Consider the following 20,034-nt stretch of genomic DNA (forward strand, 5'->3'; position numbering starts at 1 on the left):
CATTAAAAGCATTAGAATCATCTAATGTTCGTTTTTAAGTGAATACTAGATGAAATCATTGTTAATCGAAACGTTTACATCAAAAAAACTTAATGGTATAGTAAATGTGTAATTATCACGCATGTTTATTCAAGGAGGCACTAGCATATGGAAGATTCAACTTATACTGCACAACAATTCCTAACTGAACTAACACCAGAAGAACGTGCTCGCTTATATAATGATTTATTAGGTATCAAAGACGTTTATCTGTGTAATAAAGATACAAGCTTTTATACTTTCCGAAAAATTCGCCGTGCAACAAAACGTCACGCTGAATGTCGTAAAAAAACTGCACACTATCAAACGAATTCCAATCATGAATTGTTAATTAATCAAATACATGAACAAAAAGTTTTCAAAAATCAATATCGTATCCAAGTTGTTTTCAATACACAGGAATACAATTATGATTTCATTGATTATTTACTCAACCTGCTTCACTCACTTCACTTTACAAATACGCAGGCACTTGCGTAAGTGATCTTCATATATTCTACTAACAAAAAAACAAAAGAGGCTTGCCCAACTAGTGGCAAACCTCTTTTTTTATTGCACAAAAAAAACGCTGCAGCATTTTTTGCTACAGCATTTCATCATCTTACGCTAAACCAACACGTTCAAAAATCGTGTCGACATTTTTTAAATGGTAGTGATAGTCAAACGCATCATCAATGTCTTCCGCTGATAAAACAGAAGTGATTTTCGCATCATTTTCCAGTAAAGGACGAAATGCTCTTTGTTCATCCCATGCTTGCGCAGTTTTTGGTTGAACTAGATCGTACGCTTCTTCGCGAGTCATTCCTTTATCAATTAATTTCAACAATACTCGTTGACTATAAATCAGACCAAATGTAGCATCCATATTACGTTTCATATTTTCTGGGAAGACCGTCAGATTCTTCACGATGTTTCCAAAACGATTCAACATGTAATCTAAAAGAATCGTTGTATCAGGTAAAATGATTCGTTCAGCAGATGAATGAGAAATATCTCTTTCATGCCATAAAGAAACATTTTCGTACGCAGTAACCATATGACCACGAATCACTCTCGCCAAACCAGACATATTTTCTGACCCAATTGGATTGCGTTTGTGTGGCATGGCAGAAGATCCCTTTTGCCCTTTAGCAAAAAATTCTTCCACTTCACGCGTTTCTGATTTTTGTAACCCGCGAATTTCTGTTGCAAAACGTTCAATACTTGTCGCAATCAATGCCATTGTTGCAAAGTATTCAGCGTGTAAATCGCGTGGTAAAACTTGCGTTGAGATTTCTTGTGGGCGAATGCCTAAGTTCTCACAAACATACTCTTCAATAAATGGTGGGATGTTCGCAAACGTTCCTACTGCACCAGAGATTTTACCAGCTTCTACACCTTTAGCTGCATGTTCAAATCGTTCAATATTCCGTTTCATTTCAGAATACCAAGTAGCTAGTTTTAAGCCAAATGTTGTTGGTTCAGCGTGAACACCATGTGTTCGGCCCATCATAACGGTATATTTATGTTCTTTTGCTTTTTCACCAATAATCGCTGTAAAACGTTTCAAGTCTTCTCGTAAAATATCATTTGCCTGTTTGATTAAATAACCATAAGCAGTGTCGACAACATCTGTACTTGTTAATCCATAATGTACCCATTTACGTTCTTCACCAAGTGTTTCAGATACTGCTCGTGTGAAAGCTACAACATCATGACGTGTTGATTTTTCAATCTCTAAAATTCGATTGATATCAAATGAAGCATGTTCCCGAATTTTTTTCACATCTTCTTTAGGAATATCCCCAAGTTCAGCCCAAGCTTCATCTGCTAGAATCTCAACCTCCAACCAAGCTTGATATTTATTTGTTTCTGTCCAGATATTTCCCATCTCAGGTCGTGTATAACGTTCTAACATTTAACTTTCTCCTTTAGTCCCAAATGTTGGTTTGATAGATTTCTTCTAGCGTTTCATGCGTATCTTCAGTCAAAATGGTGATATGCCCCATTTTCCGTCCTTTTTGCGCTTGACTTTTTCCATAAAAATGAAATTGCCAATCTGGTTTTTTCTCAATCAAACGATAACTTTCTAACAACTGTTCGCCCAACACATTGACCATAACGGCGTCGCTTAGTAATCGAATCTTACTTAATGGCCAACCACAAATACCACGAATGTGTGCATCAAATTGACTCATTGAACAAGCTTCAATTGAATAGTGTCCGGAATTATGTGGTCTTGGCGCTAGCTCATTGACATATAAACCACCAGTCTTAGTCAAAAACATTTCAACACCTAAAACACCTGATAAGTTCACTGCTTCTGCAACTACCTTTGCGATTCGCTCAGCTTCCTCAACTACTTCATCAGGTACACGAGCTGGTGCAATTGTTTCATGCAAGATATTATTTCGGTGAACATTTTCCACCACAGGGAATGTTGTATACTCTCCTTGACCATTACCAGCCACCATGACAGAAATTTCTTTTTCAAATGGAATCCATGCTTCTAATACACACGTTCCTTTACGTAATAGGTCCATTGCAGGTGCTAAGTCAGCACGACTATACAATACACATTGACCTTTTCCATCATACCCACCGCGCGTTGTTTTTAAGACACAAGGATAACCAATTCCATCAATTGCATCTTGGATATCCGTTGGGCTCACAATTGTTGCATAAGGTGCAATCACAATATTATTTGTTTCTAAAAATGATTTTTCTAATAGTCGGTCTTGAGTAATTGCCAACAAGTCCGTGCCTTGAGGAATAAATGATTTTGGTAAAATAGCATTAAGTGCTTCCACACTTACATTCTCGAATTCATAGGTAATGACATCTGTTCGTCTAGCAAGTTCTTCTAATGCAAAAGTATCATCATAGGAACTTTCAATATGCCAATCAGCCACTTGAGCTGCTGGGCAACCACTCACAGGATCTAATACGCCTACTTTAAAGCCCATTTCTTTTGCACTAATTGTCATCATTCGACCTAATTGACCGCCGCCGACAATCCCAATTGTTGATCCAGGCAGTAATGGTTTAACCAAGTTGATCACTACTTTCTATAACAGTTTCAGCCATCATTGAACGTTTTTCAGCCAATTTAGCTTCCAATTCTAAATCATACATTGAAAGCATCTGTATCGCAAGTAGTCCAGCGTTAATTGCACCAGCTTTTCCAATTGCCGTTGTTGCTACTGGTACACCACCTGGCATTTGGACAATAGATAATAATGAATCTAAACCATTTAATGTTCGTGATTGAACAGGAACACCAATCACAGGTAACGTTGTCTGCGCAGCAACCATTCCGGGTAGATGAGCTGCACCACCTGCACCTGCAATAATCACTTTGATTCCTCTTCCTCTTGCTTCTTTCGCAAATTGAAACATTAAATCTGGCGTACGGTGGGCTGATACAACTTTTTTCTCATATGAAATACCAAATTCATCTAACATATCACAAGCAAATTTCATTGTTTCCCAATCTGAAATACTTCCCATAATGACTGACACTTCCACGATCTTTTTCCCCTCTCTGCTACAATACATTCATATTTTAACAAGTGACTTTTCTAACGTCAAACAAAAATCGAATATTATATACATATAAACGATAAATGTTCGTGTTTGTTTTTGAGCAAAAAATAAAAGCAACAAAAAATATTTTTTTGCTACTTTTATTTTTATTTTTATTTTTCGAATGCCTCTTCAATAATTGCTTCATCTTTTTGGATGCCATTAAAAACCAAATTCAACACAATCGCTGTAACGCTACTCATAACAATTCCATTACCAGTAAACATTTGGATCGTTTCAGGGAGCTGTCCAAATAAAGACGGCATAATGTTGAAACCTAATCCAAAACCAATTGAAACAGCAACAATCAATAAATTCTTATCATTAGCAAAATCGACATCTAATAACATACGAATTCCTTGCACTGCTACCATTCCAAACATCACTAACATCCCACCACCAAGTACAGGTTCAGGAATGATTTGAGCAATTGCACCAATTTTTGGAAACAAACCTAAGATAATCAAGAATGCAGCTGAAAAGTAAATTGGCTTTCTTGTCTTGATCCCAGATAATTGAACTAACCCAACATTTTGAGAAAAACCAGTATAAGGAAATGTATTGAAGATCCCACCTAAAATGACTGCTAGTCCTTCAGCACGATAACCTTTTTTCAGCTCTTCTTCGCCAACTTTTTTGCCAGTAATATCACCAAGCGCAAAATAAACACCTGTTGATTCAACCATACTTACGATTGAGATAATAATCATTAGCAAAATCGACCAGATATCAAAGGTTGGTTTTCCAAAATAAAATGGTTGTGGTACATGGAATAACGGTGCTTGCCCAATTGCATCTAAGTCGATCATTCCCATCAAGCCAGCCAATAAGCTCCCGCCAACTAAACCAATCAATACAGCAATAGAACGAATAAATCCTTTACCAAGCATTTGGACACCAACGATCAAGCCAATCGTTACAAAGGCCAACAATAAATTGGTTTTATCACCAAAATTTGCGGCAGCAGCGCTACCGCCACCCATTTTTTCAATAGCTACAGGAATCAAAGTCAAGCCAATAACTGTAATAACAGTTCCTGTTACAAGCGGTGGAAACAACTTTTTGATTTTAGAAAAGAACCCTGCAGCTAAAACCACAAAAATTCCTGATGCGATGATCGAACCATAAATTGCGCCAACGCCTTTATCCGTACCAATTAAAATCAATGGAGCCACTGCTTGAATTGCACAACCCAAAACAACGGGTAGACCAATTCCAAAGAAACGATTGACAGTCAGTTGTAGTAAAGTAGCTAATCCACACATAAAAATGTCAATTGAAATCAAGTAAGTCATTTGTTCTTGATTAAAACCAAGACCAGTTCCTATTAGTAACGGTACAGCAACTGCACCTGCATACATTGCTAATAGATGTTGTAATCCTAAGACTGCTGCTTTTCCATTTTGCGTTTCTTTTTTCAATGTTATGCGTCCTCCTCAAGAAACTCAACTTGACCATTTGATAAGGAAGCGATTCGCGCTAAGGAAACTACACGCAAGCCCATTTGTTCAAGTAATTCTCTTCCATCTTGGAAAGATTTTTCAATGACAATTCCGATTCCTTCAACTTCTGCTCCGGCTTGTTGACACAACTCAATCAATCCTTTAGCAGCTTGACCATTTGCTAAGAAATCATCAATAATCAAAACTTTATCATTTTCTGATAAAAATTTTCGTGAAATTGAAATCGTACTTGTTACTTGTTTGGTGAAAGAATAGACAGAAGCTGTCAAGAGTTCTTCGTCCATTGTTAAACTTTTTGCTTTTCTAGCAAAAATCATTGGCACACCCAACTCTTTTGCAGCATATAAAGCAGGAGCAATCCCAGAAGCTTCAATCGTTACCACCTTAGTAATTCCTTGGTCTTTAAATACTTCTGCAAAACGTTGACCCATTTGTTCCATCAAAACTGGATCTACTTGGTGGGTCACAAAGCTATCAACTTTTAACACACCTTCACCCAATACACGCCCATCATTTTTGATGCGTTCAACTAATTCTTTCACTTTTTTTGCCCCTTTTCTTTAATTTTTTGTTCAATTAATAGCTTCTTCATCCACACTTCTATCATAAAATTCTGATATAGAAAAACACCCTTCTACTTTTTAAAATAAGCAAAAAAGGGTGTGTTGTCCACTCTTTTACTTATAGTCCAATTTTTACGGTATTGGCTAGAAACTGTCATCCATATTATGACGATATATAAGTAGGTATGTAGAACTGACAAGTCAGTAATATACAATAGCTTGATAAGATGTTTGAAGCCAGAGGATTTGTTTTTTTAAACAGTTTCCTCAAGTAAATCAACCATTTTTTCTAAAAGTTTTCCATTTAAACAAAATTTGATTGATTAAAGATTGAAAATAGTCTAACACTACTTACTGAAACTGACAATGTGCTTTCAATAAAAATTTTCTAAAATCTAATCTTTTTTCATCATTTTCATGGTTTGTTCGGTTTTTTAGTCACTTTCATCTAAAAAACAAGGAAAACAAGATGAAATTTTATTTACTTCGTGTCAGATTGTAAACAAAGTGTTATCCTTTAGATTTTGTCTTTTTTATTCGTTAAAATAAGAATATAAATAATTGATCAAGATCATCCGAATTGGAATAAATGTATTTAACTACTTAATTTTCTAAAATACGGTAAGCACAAGGAATTAAGATTGTGAAAACGAACGGTTTCTACAAGAGACGTCTGAAACTCTATAGTGCAGACGCAAAAATCCTCAACGACATTTAGTTTATGAAAACATCGTTAAGGATTTAAATGAAGGATTGTTATTTCAAGAATTGCGAAAGATTACAATGTTACTAGACAGACAGTTTATCGAATAAAACAGGATATTGTAATTTAATAGTTATCTATACCACACTGAATTTTTAACTTGATTTTTATTAAAAATAATAAAAAAACTATCAATATGAATTAAGTTAAATCACATTTCTATTCAAAAGCAGAAATGTAACCTTTAAAAATGATAGCTTCTTGTTCAACACTCTTTTTGGAAATGCCCGTAAGTCTCTTAACATCTAAAGCTAAAAGACTACTATTCGTTTCAAGAATGCCCACCGACTCATCAAAATATATCGAATTTACTATATTTTATTCTAATAATTTAATCTGTTTTTTTGTGAGTGATAACTGAAACAGTTGACCACCCCCATACACTGCATTCGCATCAGTAAATAAAAAAACCACCCTTTGGAATAAGGGCGGTTTCAGGCTGTAAACAAAAAAATCGGTTTCTTAAAAAAACAACCTAATCTGTCGATTATTACATTGAAAAAAGACAAACCACATTTTTGTCTAAGATTTGTCTACAGTTTGACGCGAAGAAAATTAGTTTGCTTTGCGTCAGACAAGTTCTCTTTTAATCTTGATAATTTTCTTTTTCAAGTTGACGATACTTATCCATTTTCGCACTGAATAATTCACCGTTAGTCGGTGGTGTATAAGTGATAGCATTGGCTCCAGCTTCTATTGTTTCCAAGATACTTTCCTCGGTTGGACCACCAGTTGCAATAATTGGTAGTTCTGGATACTTTTCTCGGAAATAACGAACAGTTTCTGCAGTTTCCTTACCAGCACTAATATTGATGATTGAAATGCCTGCTTCTAGCTTTTCATCAAGCTCTGTATATTTAGAAGTCACCGTGCTAACCACAGGAATATCAACGATTCGACAAACTTCTTGAACTGTTTCTAATGGTGTTGGTCCGTTTAAGACAACTCCTAAAGATCCTTGCGCTTCAGCAAACATACTCATATAAGCAGAACGAGCTCCCTGAGTTAAACCGCCTCCCACACCAGAAAATACCGGAATGTCCGCAGCTTCGATAATACTTTTTGTAATTGCTGGATGCGGTGTAAAAGGATAAACGGCGATTACTGCATTCGCATTCGTATTTCTAATAATCGCAATATCCGTTGTAAAAATAATTGATCGAATTTTTTTACCAAAAACTTTAATTCCACTTGCTTGTAAAATGACTTCTGGCACACGAACAATGTCTTTTCTTAATTCTGTCATGATTTCAGGAACAAATTCTGCCATTCTGCCACTTCCTCTCCGCGTTATCTACGATCGTATTGATCAAGGTGATAGGTTTCAATTACTTGAATAATCTTTTGTGCATATGTGGGATCTGTTGCATACCCTGCATCTTGCAGTGCTTGTGAAGCTTCTTGGTAGTTGTTTGCTGTGATCACTCTTTCGTACAAAGCTGGATTCCAGTCCACACCTTGAATAAATAGTTGAGTATGGTCATCCATGGATTCTTCCCACGAATGGTATACGCGAAAGTCACCTTGAATCGTAATCCACGCTTCATTGACATATTCTTTTGTTTCGAGACTTACTTTTTCTTGATCACCATAAGCTTTGATTCCAAACAAATTTTTATATTCACTTGCTAACGTACTTTTTCCCCAGTTTGATTCAAGAATTGCTTGTCCCAAAATAATACTTGGCAAGATACCATAAGCATTTTGTAATTCTTGTGCATGCGGAACAAGTTGTTGGATAAACTCTTGATGAGATTGTGCTTCTTGCTCTGCTGAATGATCAGCAAGTGGTGTCATCAATCCTCTTAAAGAAGCAAAAAAGGCAAATAAGATGAGAAAACTGCCAGCCAATAAAACGATGAAGCGTACTTTTTTCCGTCGACGACTTTTGAATTTTTTAATTGCCATCTATGTTCCTACTTTTCATTTAATTCGTTCAAATACTCTTCTAACGTCAACTGATTTTTCGTGATATATTCAGCACTTTCTTTCCCTACATAACGAAGGTGCCAAGGTTCATAAGTGATTTTTGTAATATCCTCACGATTTTTTGGGTATCGTACAATAAAGCCATATTTAGCACAATTTTCTGCAATCCATTTTGCTCCTGGTTGATCACCATAACTTGCTTCCAAAACGGTCGAAGGATAATTATTGTACCAGTCCTCATCCACTACATCGACAGCTAAACCTGTGTGGTGTTCACTATAGCCTGGCTCAGTAATCGTTTCTTTCGTGATTTTTGTTGCTGCTTCTTCGGTAATTCCTTGTTGTGCCATTACTTCTTGGACATGTTGTGCGAATACTTGCTCTTGTGATGTTACTGAACGAAATGCTGAAACCATAACAAGTGGATAACCAGCATCTTGAGCTGCTTGGGCAAATTCTTGATAATCAGATTCAATTCTCTTATCAATCAAATAACCATTTGATAATGCTGTCAATTGACTTGATTCATCGACTTCGGTTTCCAACTTATTTTCTGGTCCAACCAATACTAACTTCCAGTCATCTGGACTAACATCAGGTAGTTCTGCTGTCGCCTTTGTCTTTGTTTTTTGTTTACTTTTTTTTGTTGTTGATGAACTTTCAGTCGTATCGGTAATACTGGCAAGCCCTTTTTTAGGACTTTTAGCAGCTTTTTTTACTTCTGTTTGTCTTGTCGCCTCAACTTCGCCAGCATTATGGTCTGACATAAAAATGTAGCCCATCGCGCCAATCATAATAATGACTGAAGCAAAACCTAAAATTTTCTTCACTTAAAAAATCCTTTCATTCCCCTTAATACTCAGCGTTCCCTTCGTGGACGTAGGTTTCTTCCAGATTTTCATTCACCCAGTCTAAAAGTTCCACTTTCTCGCCTTCGATTTGTTGTTGAACATCCGCTGGCAATCGGAAATTCAAAATATCGTCATAGCCCCATTCATCATAGTGAATACTCACTTTCAAGTCAAGGTATCTGCTAGGATGTTGTTCATTTTTTAACGGGATCAATTCAACGTCAGCAACACCACTGTGTAACCACTTCTGGGCAATTCGTGTCTTGATTTGTTTGTACTCTGCAACAGCAATCGTTCTTTTTTCTGGAAAGATAATTGTTTGTCTTAGAATTTTTTGCGTTAACATCCATTCATAATCCGTAAAAAGATTTTTTACTTTTTGCATCGCTTCAGATGGTAAATTCTTTTCTCCATTTTTCCATGCGTCCCATTCTTTTTTATCGATTAGTAGGTACTCGTCTAAGAAAAATTGCTCTGATTCAAATTGTTCTAATAATACACTTATAATAAGGTCAATATATACTTGATGCATCCGAATCCCCTCCTCTTTTTATTTTACTTAAATTCAGAAAAAAAATCATCTTTTTCACTGCACCTTCACCTTTTTTTATCGATTAGACACTTTTTTTTAACATCAAAGCAAACTTTGCTATACTTGATAAGTAGGCTGTACCTATTTAAATTTCAAAAAAGGAGATATCTCTCATGAAAAAATATCAATGGGGAATTATCGGCTTAGGAACGATTGCGAAGGAATTCGCTGAAAATTTCAAGCAAAATTCAAGCAAATTAACTGCAGTTGCTTCTCGTTCACTAACCAAAGCTCAAGCGTTTGCAACAGATTATGGGATTGAAAAAGCTTATGGAAGTTATCAAGATCTTCTGGCAGATGACGAGATTGATATCATTTATATAGCGGTGCCAAATCGTCAACACATTTCACATATTTTAGCAGCATTAGAAGCAGGAAAACATGTTTTATGCGAAAAAGCAATTACAATGAATACTGCAGAGTTAGTTGAAGCAATGAAGCTAGCAGAGGAAAAAGGGTTGATTCTTGCCGAAGCAATGACCATTTTTAACATGCCTCTTTATCAACGTCTTCGTTCGCTAGTAGATAGCAAAAAATTAGGTAAGTTAAAAATGATCCAGGCTCCTTTTGGTAGTGCAAAAGAACCAGATCCTACTAATCGTTTTTTCAATCCAGATCTAGCCGGAGGCGCTTTGCTTGATATTGGCACTTACGCGGTTTCGTTTGCACGCTTCTTTTTAACCGCTCAACCAGAAGTAATTGCTTCGACGATGATTCCGTTTGAAACAGGCGTTGATGAACAATCCGTTACGATTTTACAAAATGATCAGGACGAATTAGCAACTGTTAGCTTAACGTTCAGAGCAAAAATGCCTAAAGTCGGTATCGTTGCTTATGAAAATGGCTATATTACCATTACTGATTATCCACGTGCAGATCGTGCCGAAATCACTTATGTCGATGGTACAAAAGAATTGATCGAAAGTGGGAGTACTTCACAAGCTTTAAATTATGAAATTGCGAACATGATACAGATGATTGAAGGTGAATTACCTAACCGCTCACTTTATTTAACCAAAGATGTCATTGACATTTTGGATCAAATGCAAGTGCATTGGCAAAAAGCTTAACCTTAACAATTTATAAAAAAGGTCGAGACAAAATTGTCTCGACCTTTTTTATATGTTACTTTGTTGTTTTTGCTGGGCAAATTCTGCTTTGATTTCAATAAAACTTTTAAATGATTGCAAAAACTGAAACAATTCTGCACGGTTCTCAAACTCAGATCGTTTTTGTGGTAAAGGCATTTGCCGATATTCAGCATAGACTTCGTGGATTCTTTTCATAATGAGCGTACCATCGTTTTCTTCAGCGAATGTTTCAGCTGTGTAAATAAGTAGGCCATAAATTTGCTCACTATATGGATTAGGTGACTCAATTCGCTCTAAATTTTGGATCATATTATTTAGCACATTTAATTGTGCTCGTCTCATCGAAAAATACGTTTCATAATACCCTTCTTGTCTAACCCAATCGTTTTCATGATGATTTCGAGCCTCTAACTGACTTGTTCGAATAAATGTTAATAATCGTTGGCAATCTTCTTCGATATGTCGCTCTTTCTTTTCTTTTAATAATGAATCAGCCATTTCTTGTAACAACTGGCGAAACTCAACCTCAATCACTAATTGATTTTCTTGGAGCCGCTTTTCGGTATTAGGCATGTAAATATTTGCTATTAAAGCTAAGCCTACACCTATTACCATCAATCCTAATGCATTTAAAATCAGCGATATCGCCATGCTTTGCTCAACTAAATACTGTGTAACTAAAACAGAGTTCACTACGATTCCCTCAGTTAACTTGAATTGAACCGCTAGTGGAATAAAAAGAAGCAAAAATAAACCGAAGCCAATTGGAGAAAACCCAAGGAACGTAAAGCTAAAAAAAGCAACGACCGTCGCTAAAATAAAAGCAATAAAACGATCGACACCCGTCATTATCGTCGACCTTCTCGTATTGCCAACACTCAAAACAGCAATAATCCCAGCTGAAGGCCAATAAAGTAAAGGCAAGCTGCTTGCAATCAGCATGGCGAGTGTTGCACTAATTACCGTTTTTATTGTTCGCATACCAATTCGCATACATTTCCTCCTTTTTTCATCCAATTATACTAAACCTCTACGCTAAAAACTAGCAAACACACTAAAGATTCGTTATGATTAAAAAAAGGGATTAAAGGAGAAAAAGTTATGCAAGTCGGTCGTTTCCGCCTCGGTATGCGGACTATAAAAAGTGCACTAGCTGTTTTCATCTGTATGTTAGTTTTCCACTTCTTTCAGCGAGGTAATCCTTTGATTGCTGCGCTGTCAGCCGTTTTTTCTTTACGCCAAGATTTAACATCTACGGTTTCATTTGGTCGCTCTCGAGTCATCGGAAATTCTATTGGCGGCGTTTTAGCCATCATCTTCTTCTTCATTAAACACTACTTTCACAATGATTTTTTAGTTGAATTATTTTTACTACCTGTATTGGTTATCGTAACCATCGTGGTTTCAGATGGTATTGACAACAATTCTGGAATCATTTCGGCTATTTCTACTTTGCTAATGATTTCTTTAAGTATTCCACAAGGCGAATCCACGCTCTACGCATTACAACGAGTATTCGATACCTTTATCGGAACCTTCATCGCTCTAGGAATCAATTTTATTCTACGGCCACCAGAAGATGAGAAGAAACAGGAATTAGCTGAGGACTTAGTCGAGTTACAAAAAAAAGAGCGCACTTTACGCAAAAATTTAGCAGAAATTGAAAAACAAATCGAGAAACAAAAAAAATAAGTAATTACCCACAAAAAGACCACTGCCAAATGTTCAATCATTTTACAGTGGTCTTTTGATTAATTAACTATATTTCGTCATTATTTGTCGGTTTTGAGTCGGCTTCATACAAATTTACTTGACTTGAAGTCCCTTTTGTTGAAAGGTTTTCAATAATTTCTTTTAAATCCAAACCTGTTGTTGCTTTCAATGTTTCTTGCGTGGATGCTAATAGATTTGTTGCATATCCTGTTACTCGATTTGCTCCACCATTTTCACCAGATCCACTTCCTGTGTCAACAACAGAAATTTTTTCAATATTTCCTAGTGGTTGTGCTGCTTCACGCATCAATTGTGGTAACATTTCGATCACCATGCTTAACACAGCAGCCTCACCGTATTCTTTAAAGGCATCAGCAATTTTTTGTTTTGCTTCGGCTTCAGCTTTCCCTTTTGCTAAGATTGCTTCAGCTTCGGCTTGCCCAGCCAAACGTGTTTGACTCGCTTGCGCCTCTGCTAAAGCTTCCACTCTAAAGCGTTCCGCCTCTGCTTCCGTTACTTCTTTTACTTTCTGTGCTTGTGCTTCTTGTTCTTTCGCATAACGATCTGCATCTGCTTTTTTCTTCACTTCAGAATCGTATTGTTTTTCTCGACGTATGATTTCTTTTTCTTCTAATTCAATTTGTTTTTGTCTTTCAACGACTTTCATTTGCATTTCTTGCTCAATAACTTGTTGTTGTGCACGGGCACTTTCTAAGTTATATGCTTGGTCTGCTTTCGCTTTAGCAACATCTTGTTCTTGTTTGTAGGTTGCTAATTTTAGTTCTTTTTCTTTTACTGATTCAGCGATTTCTGTTTGTCGTTGTAATTCTGCAGCTTGTGATTCTTTTTCAGCTTGCGCTTTTTTGATTCGTGTTTCTTTCAACGCTTCGGCTTCAGCGATCTCTGCATCTCGCTTCACTTGAGCAATTCTTGGTTTCCCTAATGAATCAAGATACCCGTTCTTGTCGCGAACTTCTTTGATCGTAAACGACACAATGATCAGACCCATTTTTGCTAAATCAACAGAAGCAACTTCTTGAACACTTTGACTGAATTTATCCCGATTTTGATAAATTTCTTCCACTGTCATCGAACCCAAGATTGAACGTAAATGACCTTCAAGAACTTCTCTCGCTTCATTTTCTAGTTCATCGGTTGTTTTTCCTAAAAATTGTTCTGCTGCCGTGGCAATTTCCTCCACGGATGAACCGATTTTTATGATCGATGTCCCATCACACATAACGGGTACACCTTGTTCTGTGTAAACTTCTGGTGTAGAGACATCCAACTTACTAGAAAGTAAACTAATCCGGTTAGAACGTTGAAAAACGGGTAGAACAAATGCCCCACCACCCCGGACTATTTTGATTTTATTATTACTTTCGTCAGTATGGACATTTTTCTTGCCTAAATAACTACCACTGATAATTAACGCTTCATCTGGTTTTGCTGTTTGATACTTTGATACGAAAACGATTAAAAGCATCAATAGAATAAAGATAACAATTGCAACTGATAAAAAAGCTCCTGATATAACCATTCAACACACTCCCTTAAGATTTTAGCATTCCGTCATAAGGTATGACGTAACATACTCTGTCTTTCACTTCGATAATCAACACTTTTGTTCCTCTTTGAGCCATTGTTTCCTGTTCTGTATAAAAACAAGCTGGCCGATTGATTGACCCTGTTACACTTTGAAGTTGGATTTCGCCCATTCCTGTGATTGGAATCGGTGTAACCACTTGTACAACTTGTCCCTCTAATGTTTTTTCGGACGAAGATAGTGTTGCTTCTGCATTCTTCATTGGCATCAAAATATAAAAATTGAGTAAAAATACCAACACGCTTGAAATGGCAGCACTAATCACAAAGATCAAAACTGATGACCATTCAGTTAAGCTTTCGCCTAAATAGCCGAATAGGCTGGTAAATGCTAACCAAGGTACTAACAACATTGGATCTAGTGGGCCATCAAAATCAAAAATATCGCCAAAAACAACTAAAAGAACTGCGATCCCGGCACAAATAAGTAGCGTATACCAATAAATCGTTTCTAATGCAATCCCCCCAAACATAAAGCGCCTCCTTTTATCTCCTATCATACCAATTATCAATAACTGTGTACACCATATTTTATGACTGAAAAGCGGTACTTTATGACTTCAAGACAGCCCTTTACGTTTTTTACTGTCACTAGTAATAAATTTTACTGTTCTAAACAATCTATTTCACCTATACTGAAAAGCGAGGTGAAAAAATGAAAAATATGAACAAACTTTTAGGTACACTACTTACCTTATTAATCGTAGGAGTTGCTAGCTGGCTGGGATTGGATTTAACTTCTGCCAATAATCCATCAGCACCTTCTTCTACTACGCAAGAACAGGTAACCCAACAGCATACACAAAACGGATTACCAACTAAAGAAGATCTAGCCCCTACTGGAAATAATTCTGGTCCAAAAGAATTCGGTCATGCGACTTTTTCAGCAGATGAGTTAAAAGACAACCAGAATGGTTGGATCACCTACCATTCTCTTGATCATCTTAATCGTCCTACGGGTGCGGACGCACTAATCAAGAAAAAAATGATCAATACTGGTACTAGTGCCAATCGAGAAATTCGTCCACCGGGTTTTGTTTCTGGCCCAAAATATGATCATTCAAGAGGACACTTGATTGCTAAACAATTTGGTGGAAGTGGTGATGAAAAAAAGAACTTAGTCACCCTTTATCAATTTCCCGTTAATGATCCGTACATGAATTATTATGAATTAGAAATTCGACAAGCACTTAACAAAGGAGAAACCGTTCGCTATCGTGTCACACCAAACTACACAAAAAATGAATTGATTCCAGAAAGTATAACACTTGAAGCCCAAGGACTAAGTCCAAATACAACGATCAACTTCAAAGTTGAAATTCCAAATCAGAAGTAGGTGATTCTATGTTTGAAATTCTGCACGATCAAACGTTAACTAAAACGATCGCATGGCTTCAAGAAGAAAAAGTCGAAACGATTGGTGAATTAGTGCTTTTCCCATCGACGGACTATCTGAAAAAAAGTCTAGCTGCAACACCATCTGCTTTAACGATAACTCCCACTGAATATCAGCAGATGCTCGACCATTACGAATTAGTTGCTCGCACAATTGATGGTGATTATCTCTTAGCAAGTGAGCAAGAAGTAATCATGATTCCACATTCTCATATCAAAGAAGATATTTCGTATTATTACAATACATTTTCTTCTCTCATAATAAAGTATGCGCATTCTAAAAATTCGATCGAAACTTTTTTCAAAAAATGAATGTTCCAAATGAAAACTACACAAAAAAAGGTGAAGCAAAACGTAAATACGCTTTGTTTCACCTTTTGATTTTTCTTAAAAGATTTTATGCGTGGTAACGTTCCACACCATCTAAATAAGTTGCTTCAAGTGACATATCAGGATTCAATACGATAAAGTCTGCATCGCGTCCTTGAGCGATTTTCCCACAAGAATCATCAATCTTACAGCTGATTGCTGGTACTAAACTAGCCATCATAACTGCTTGTTCTGGTGTTGCGATTCCCCAGTCAACAACGTTTTTGATTGCTTCTTTTAGCTGTAAAATACTACCAGCTAAGTTTCCTGATTCTAAACGAGCTGTCCCTTCTGCTACAACTACGGGGAACTCTCCTAGATTGTAATTTCCATCTGGCATTCCGCCTGCCATCATACAGTCAGTAATCAACGCAACGTGGTCGTGACCTGCTTTTTCCATCAAAATTTCAGCAGCATTTGGATGAACATGATGTCCATCACAAATTAGTTCTGAGAAGACATGTTCTAAGGATAACAATGCACCCACCATACCCGGTTCACGGTGATTCAATCCGCGCATTCCGTTGTAAGCATGAACGAAAACACTAGCTCCTGCTTCTACTGCTTTTTGAGCCTCATCAATTGTTGCGTTACTGTGGCCTAACGAAACAACAACCCCTTCATCTGTTACTTGTTTAACAAAATCTTCTACACCATGGCGTTCAGGTGCTAAAGCGATTTTTTTAATTAATCCACCTGAAGCTTCTTGCCATTCATGGAAAGTATTCAAGTCTGGATCACCAAAGTAGCTAGGGTTTTGGGCACCTTTATGTTCTTCTGTGAAGAAAGGACCTTCAAAATAAATTCCTTTGATTTTGGCTCCTGGCGCTTCTTGGTACATTTTTCCGATTGTTTCTGCTACATCTTTCAAGCGTTCTTTACTTGAAGTCAAGGTTGTTGGTAAGAAAGAAGTTACTCCACAAGATAATAATCCCTCAGACATAACTTTGATACCTTCAGCATCATTATCCATTACGTCGTGATTCATGTAACCATGAATGTGTGTATCAACTAAACCAGGTGCAATCCATTTACCACTTTGATCAATTACTTTTGCTTCTCCATCTGGCAATTCTTGTGAATATACACCAAATAGTCCATCCGTAATTTCTAGGTAACCGGCATTTTTTACACCTGACGATAAAAAGAATTTGTCAGCATAAATAAAAGTTCTCATTCTAACTCGCTCCTTTGATTTTCTACCCTTAAGGTACTCTTATTTCTATCAAAAGTCAATAATGGTCTACACCATTTATGAGTTTTTTGAAATCTTCCGGACAGCTTGCGCCAGTTCTTCATAAAAAGCTGCTTTTTGTGGTTCATTTTTCTTTTTATAAATCAAACTTTTCAGTGCAAACAAATCATTTAAAAAGTAATAACTGTTTTTTTCTTGGGTCCAACGAATGCCTCGATTAACATGCTCAAGTGCCGCATCAATTTCTCCTTGCTGAAATAAAAATGTGCCATAGTTATAAAAGATTTGTGACAGTTCACTTTTGACACGTGTCTCAATTGATTGTTGAAAAAGTTGGATACTTTTACTCAAATAATAGCGTGCTTCCGTTGGCCTTCCTGCAACTCCATAGATTTTACCAATTGCACTAATCAACTGAACTTCCGTATCAGAAACATACACACGGTCACTATGACTTGAATAAGTCAATGCTTCTTTTAGGTAGCAGACTGCTTGGGAAATATTTTTTGCTAAATAAAATTCACATACACCTAAATAGTAATAGTAACGTTGGTAATCAGCATCTGAATAAAGGTTGCTTTTGACTTCATCATTTTTCAAAAGCTGTGCTAATTTGCGATAGTCACGCCTTTGAAAGTAAAAATCTAATAAGTCTAACTGTTGTAAATTTTTACGAATATCTCCATGGGACAATGTCATCACATGATCAATGGTCACACCCAGCCGTTGACAAATTTGTGCCATTACCAGAACATTTGGCAATTCTTCATTATTTTCAATTCTGCTTAAAACACTTTGAGAACAAATACCTTGAGAAAGCATTTTTTGTGTCATGTTTCGTTCTTTTCTTATTGTCTTGATAATTGTCCCAAAGGAATCGACAAACGTTTCCATTATGTATCCTCCCAAAAATATGCGCGTTCGCATGATATCAGTATTTTACTTTACGAATGAGTAAACTTCAAGAAAAGGGCTGTTTCATCTTTTCTTGGGAAAGAAAATTACTCACCCATCTTTTGCTAACTTTTTTCACAACAAAGAAAAAGCTGCGACATTTTCAATGCCACAGACTTTTCTATACTGTTTGGCTAGCAAAACAATTTACTAAGAATTGTCATTATTTTTGTTGATAAGTCGTCAAAAATTCTCGCATTTTCCCAGCCATGACCTTCAAATCATCTAATTTTGGTAAATAAACGATTCGGAAATGGTCTGGTTGGTGCCAATTGAATCCGCCACCGTGAACAAGCAAAATATGGTGTTCATGCAAGAAATCAAGTACAAACTTTTCATCATCAAAAATATTAAAACGTTTTGTATCAATTTTTGGAAAAATATAAAATGCTGCTTTAGGCTTCACTGCTGATAAGCCCGGAATATCATTGATTGCATTGTAGACATATTCTCTTTGTTCGTAAATTCGACCACCAGGTAGCAATAATTCATCTACGCTTTGATAACCACCCAAAGCAGTTTGAACGATTTGCTGAGACAAGACATTGGAACACAAGCGCATTGAAGATAGCATATTTAAGCCTTCAATATACCCTTGAACTCGCGATTTGTCTCCACTAAGTACCATCCATCCTACGCGAAAACCTGCTACTCGATGGGATTTTGAAAGACCATTTAACGTCACAACAAATAAATCTGGCGCTAAAGTCGCAATGGGGATATGTTCTAATCCATCCATCACTAAACGATCGTAAATTTCATCTGAATAAATGATTAAATCATTTTGACGAGCAATCTCGACAATCTCTTCTAACAGCTCTTTGGGATAAAGAGCGCCAGTTGGGTTATTTGGATTGATAATCACGATTGCTTTCGTGCGGCTACTGATTTTGGCTTTGATGTCTGCAATATCCGGATACCATTCCGCTTCTTCATCACAAATATAGTGCACTGGATTTCCTCCTGCAAGTGCAATGGATGCTGTCCATAAAGGATAATCTGGCATTGGTACTAACACTTCATCACCATTATCTAACAATCCTTGCATACACATAGAAATCAATTCACTGACACCATTACCTGTATAAATGTCATTAATCGTGACATTAGGAAATTTTTTTAATTGACAATATTGTTGAATCGCTTTTCTTGCAGAAAAAATTCCTTTTGAATCAGAATACCCCTCTGACTCACGCACATTCATAATCAAGTCACGAATTACTTCATTGGGTGCTTCAAAACCAAATGGTGCAGGATTTCCTGTGTTCAATTTCAAGATGCTGATTCCTTCTTCTTGCATGCGGTCTGCTTCTTCAAGAACTGGGCCACGTACATCATAGCTGACACCTTCTAATTTGTTGGACTTTTCAAATTCTCTCATCTTCTTCGATCCCTCATTTCAAAAAGTTAGAAACTTCTGACTATATCATCGATAGTTATTTACCAAGTTATCCAATATCATACTCTATCACGTATAAATATACCAGCAAATTTCAAGAAATCCACTTTATAAACTTTGATCTTTTAGTCATTCTTCTTTTTATTTTGTTGATAATCATTCCACAAATTAGCGCCCCAATCCATTGCCACACCGCAAATAACTCCAAGCATTAAGCCAAATAAAAGATTTCCTTTTGCTAGCCCAATTAAAAGTCCGGCTATCATTCCTAGTCCAGAAAACTCACCATCATATTTTTTCATTTGCTTTCCACTACTTTCTATCTTGACATCTGATGCAATCATCGCTATGATTATTTTGTTATTTATTTTGCAGACGTGATGGAACGGCAGACATGCAAGATTGAGGGTCTTGTGAGCATTTGCTCGTGTGGGTTCAAATCCCATCGTCTGCATCACTGAGAGATGGATCTTCGTGGATCCGTCTTTTTTATTATATAGCAAAAGCAACAAGAAAAGGTCGCGCCAGCATATTGGTGCGTTCTTTTCT

Annotated in this window: 21 protein-coding genes, 1 tRNA gene, 1 pseudogene and 1 riboswitch; of the genes and pseudogenes, 7 read left to right on the forward strand and 16 right to left on the reverse strand. The window is 36.6% G+C overall.

Annotation, left to right across the window (positions count from 1 at the left end):
- Positions 1-147: 147 nt before the first annotated feature.
- On the forward strand, positions 148-519 hold the full coding sequence (locus AC4BD1_RS07690; RefSeq protein WP_206909220.1) for a hypothetical protein: 372 nt from the start codon (positions 148-150) through the stop codon (positions 517-519).
- A 121-nt stretch (positions 520-640) separates the two neighbouring features.
- On the opposite strand, the gene purB is transcribed toward AC4BD1_RS07690, so the two are convergent.
- From purB to AC4BD1_RS07715, 5 genes are all read right to left on the reverse strand, one after another.
- A complete protein-coding gene (gene purB, locus AC4BD1_RS07695; protein WP_206909218.1) occupies positions 641-1,936 on the reverse strand; it encodes an adenylosuccinate lyase in 1,296 nt (431 codons plus the stop codon).
- 13 nt (positions 1,937-1,949) lie between these two features.
- Complete coding sequence (gene purK / locus AC4BD1_RS07700; RefSeq protein WP_206909216.1) at positions 1,950-3,071, reverse strand: 5-(carboxyamino)imidazole ribonucleotide synthase; 1,122 nt, start codon at positions 3,069-3,071, stop codon at positions 1,950-1,952.
- Positions 3,064-3,528 carry a 5-(carboxyamino)imidazole ribonucleotide mutase gene (gene purE / locus AC4BD1_RS07705; protein WP_242589919.1) on the reverse strand — a complete coding sequence of 155 codons (465 nt, stop codon included), beginning with the start codon at positions 3,526-3,528 and terminating at the stop codon, positions 3,064-3,066. Before purE ends, purK begins: the two co-directional genes overlap by 8 nt.
- A gap of 188 nt (positions 3,529-3,716) precedes the next feature.
- On the reverse strand, positions 3,717-5,024 hold the full coding sequence (locus tag AC4BD1_RS07710) for a nucleobase:cation symporter-2 family protein (RefSeq protein ID WP_490466211.1): 1,308 nt from the start codon (positions 5,022-5,024) through the stop codon (positions 3,717-3,719).
- Positions 5,025-5,026: 2 nt separating this feature from the next.
- The gene (locus AC4BD1_RS07715; protein ID WP_206909213.1) at positions 5,027-5,608 is read right to left on the reverse strand and encodes a xanthine phosphoribosyltransferase; all 582 of its coding nucleotides are present in this window, start codon (positions 5,606-5,608) and stop codon (positions 5,027-5,029) included.
- Between the two features lie 122 nt (positions 5,609-5,730).
- A riboswitch (purine riboswitch) is annotated at positions 5,731-5,828 on the reverse strand.
- Positions 5,829-6,254: 426 nt separating this feature from the next.
- Here AC4BD1_RS07715 and AC4BD1_RS07720 point away from each other — a divergent pair.
- Positions 6,255-6,462 (forward strand): annotated as a pseudogene (locus tag AC4BD1_RS07720) (helix-turn-helix domain-containing protein); the annotation flags it as partial.
- A gap of 516 nt (positions 6,463-6,978) precedes the next feature.
- On the opposite strand, the gene AC4BD1_RS07725 reads toward AC4BD1_RS07720, so the two are convergent.
- Genes AC4BD1_RS07725 through AC4BD1_RS07740 form a run of 4 tightly spaced genes read right to left on the reverse strand, consistent with a single transcriptional unit; the run spans position 6,979 to position 9,704 of the window.
- Complete coding sequence (locus AC4BD1_RS07725) at positions 6,979-7,662, reverse strand: beta/alpha barrel domain-containing protein (protein WP_206909212.1); 684 nt, start codon at positions 7,660-7,662, stop codon at positions 6,979-6,981.
- Between the two features lie 20 nt (positions 7,663-7,682).
- Entirely contained in the window at positions 7,683-8,300 is a 618-nt protein-coding gene (locus AC4BD1_RS07730; protein WP_206909210.1) for a glycoside hydrolase family 73 protein, read from the reverse strand.
- 8 nt (positions 8,301-8,308) lie between these two features.
- Complete coding sequence (locus AC4BD1_RS07735; protein ID WP_490466212.1) at positions 8,309-9,151, reverse strand: M15 family metallopeptidase; 843 nt, start codon at positions 9,149-9,151, stop codon at positions 8,309-8,311.
- A gap of 22 nt (positions 9,152-9,173) precedes the next feature.
- Positions 9,174-9,704, reverse strand: coding sequence for a hypothetical protein (locus tag AC4BD1_RS07740; RefSeq protein WP_206909207.1), 531 nt, complete (start codon positions 9,702-9,704; stop codon positions 9,174-9,176).
- A gap of 149 nt (positions 9,705-9,853) precedes the next feature.
- Between AC4BD1_RS07740 and AC4BD1_RS07745 the strand changes: the two genes are divergently transcribed.
- Positions 9,854-10,834, forward strand: coding sequence for a Gfo/Idh/MocA family protein (locus tag AC4BD1_RS07745; RefSeq protein WP_490486025.1), 981 nt, complete (start codon positions 9,854-9,856; stop codon positions 10,832-10,834).
- A 48-nt stretch (positions 10,835-10,882) separates the two neighbouring features.
- Here AC4BD1_RS07745 and AC4BD1_RS07750 read toward each other — a convergent pair whose 3' ends face one another.
- A complete protein-coding gene (locus AC4BD1_RS07750) occupies positions 10,883-11,848 on the reverse strand; it encodes an aromatic acid exporter family protein (protein ID WP_490485426.1) in 966 nt (321 codons plus the stop codon).
- Positions 11,849-11,956: 108 nt separating this feature from the next.
- On the opposite strand from AC4BD1_RS07750, the gene AC4BD1_RS07755 reads away from it, so the two are divergent.
- Positions 11,957-12,547, forward strand: a complete 591-nt coding sequence (locus tag AC4BD1_RS07755; RefSeq protein WP_206909201.1) for an FUSC family protein — start codon at positions 11,957-11,959, stop codon at positions 12,545-12,547.
- 67 nt (positions 12,548-12,614) lie between these two features.
- Here the strand turns inward: AC4BD1_RS07755 and floT are convergent, their stop codons facing one another.
- Positions 12,615-14,108: a flotillin lipid rafts scaffold protein FloT gene (floT, locus tag AC4BD1_RS07760; RefSeq protein WP_490466213.1), complete on the reverse strand. Its 1,494-nt coding sequence runs from the start codon at positions 14,106-14,108 to the stop codon at positions 12,615-12,617.
- Positions 14,109-14,121: 13 nt separating this feature from the next.
- The gene (locus tag AC4BD1_RS07765) at positions 14,122-14,646 is read right to left on the reverse strand and encodes an NfeD family membrane protein (protein WP_490485428.1); all 525 of its coding nucleotides are present in this window, start codon (positions 14,644-14,646) and stop codon (positions 14,122-14,124) included.
- A 182-nt stretch (positions 14,647-14,828) separates the two neighbouring features.
- Here AC4BD1_RS07765 and AC4BD1_RS07770 point away from each other — a divergent pair, with 182 nt between their 5' ends.
- Positions 14,829-15,509: a DNA/RNA non-specific endonuclease gene (locus tag AC4BD1_RS07770; protein WP_490485429.1), complete on the forward strand. Its 681-nt coding sequence runs from the start codon at positions 14,829-14,831 to the stop codon at positions 15,507-15,509.
- A gap of 8 nt (positions 15,510-15,517) precedes the next feature.
- Positions 15,518-15,880 carry a hypothetical protein gene (locus tag AC4BD1_RS07775; protein ID WP_206909194.1) on the forward strand — a complete coding sequence of 121 codons (363 nt, stop codon included), beginning with the start codon at positions 15,518-15,520 and terminating at the stop codon, positions 15,878-15,880.
- 85 nt (positions 15,881-15,965) lie between these two features.
- On the opposite strand, the gene nagA is transcribed toward AC4BD1_RS07775, so the two are convergent.
- The 4 genes from nagA to AC4BD1_RS07795 form a co-directional block, all read right to left on the reverse strand.
- Entirely contained in the window at positions 15,966-17,114 is a 1,149-nt protein-coding gene (nagA, locus tag AC4BD1_RS07780; protein WP_490466215.1) for an N-acetylglucosamine-6-phosphate deacetylase, read from the reverse strand.
- Between the two features lie 75 nt (positions 17,115-17,189).
- Positions 17,190-18,026, reverse strand: coding sequence for a helix-turn-helix domain-containing protein (locus AC4BD1_RS07785; RefSeq protein ID WP_206909189.1), 837 nt, complete (start codon positions 18,024-18,026; stop codon positions 17,190-17,192).
- A gap of 223 nt (positions 18,027-18,249) precedes the next feature.
- The gene (locus AC4BD1_RS07790; protein WP_490485431.1) at positions 18,250-19,467 is read right to left on the reverse strand and encodes a pyridoxal phosphate-dependent aminotransferase; all 1,218 of its coding nucleotides are present in this window, start codon (positions 19,465-19,467) and stop codon (positions 18,250-18,252) included.
- A gap of 143 nt (positions 19,468-19,610) precedes the next feature.
- On the reverse strand, positions 19,611-19,787 hold the full coding sequence (locus AC4BD1_RS07795) for a hypothetical protein (RefSeq protein WP_206909185.1): 177 nt from the start codon (positions 19,785-19,787) through the stop codon (positions 19,611-19,613).
- Positions 19,788-19,856: 69 nt separating this feature from the next.
- On the opposite strand from AC4BD1_RS07795, the gene AC4BD1_RS07800 reads away from it, so the two are divergent.
- Positions 19,857-19,939 (forward strand) — tRNA-Leu (locus AC4BD1_RS07800).
- Positions 19,940-20,034 lie beyond the last annotated feature (95 nt).

The organism is Enterococcus sp. DJ147D b, assembly GCF_058216655.1.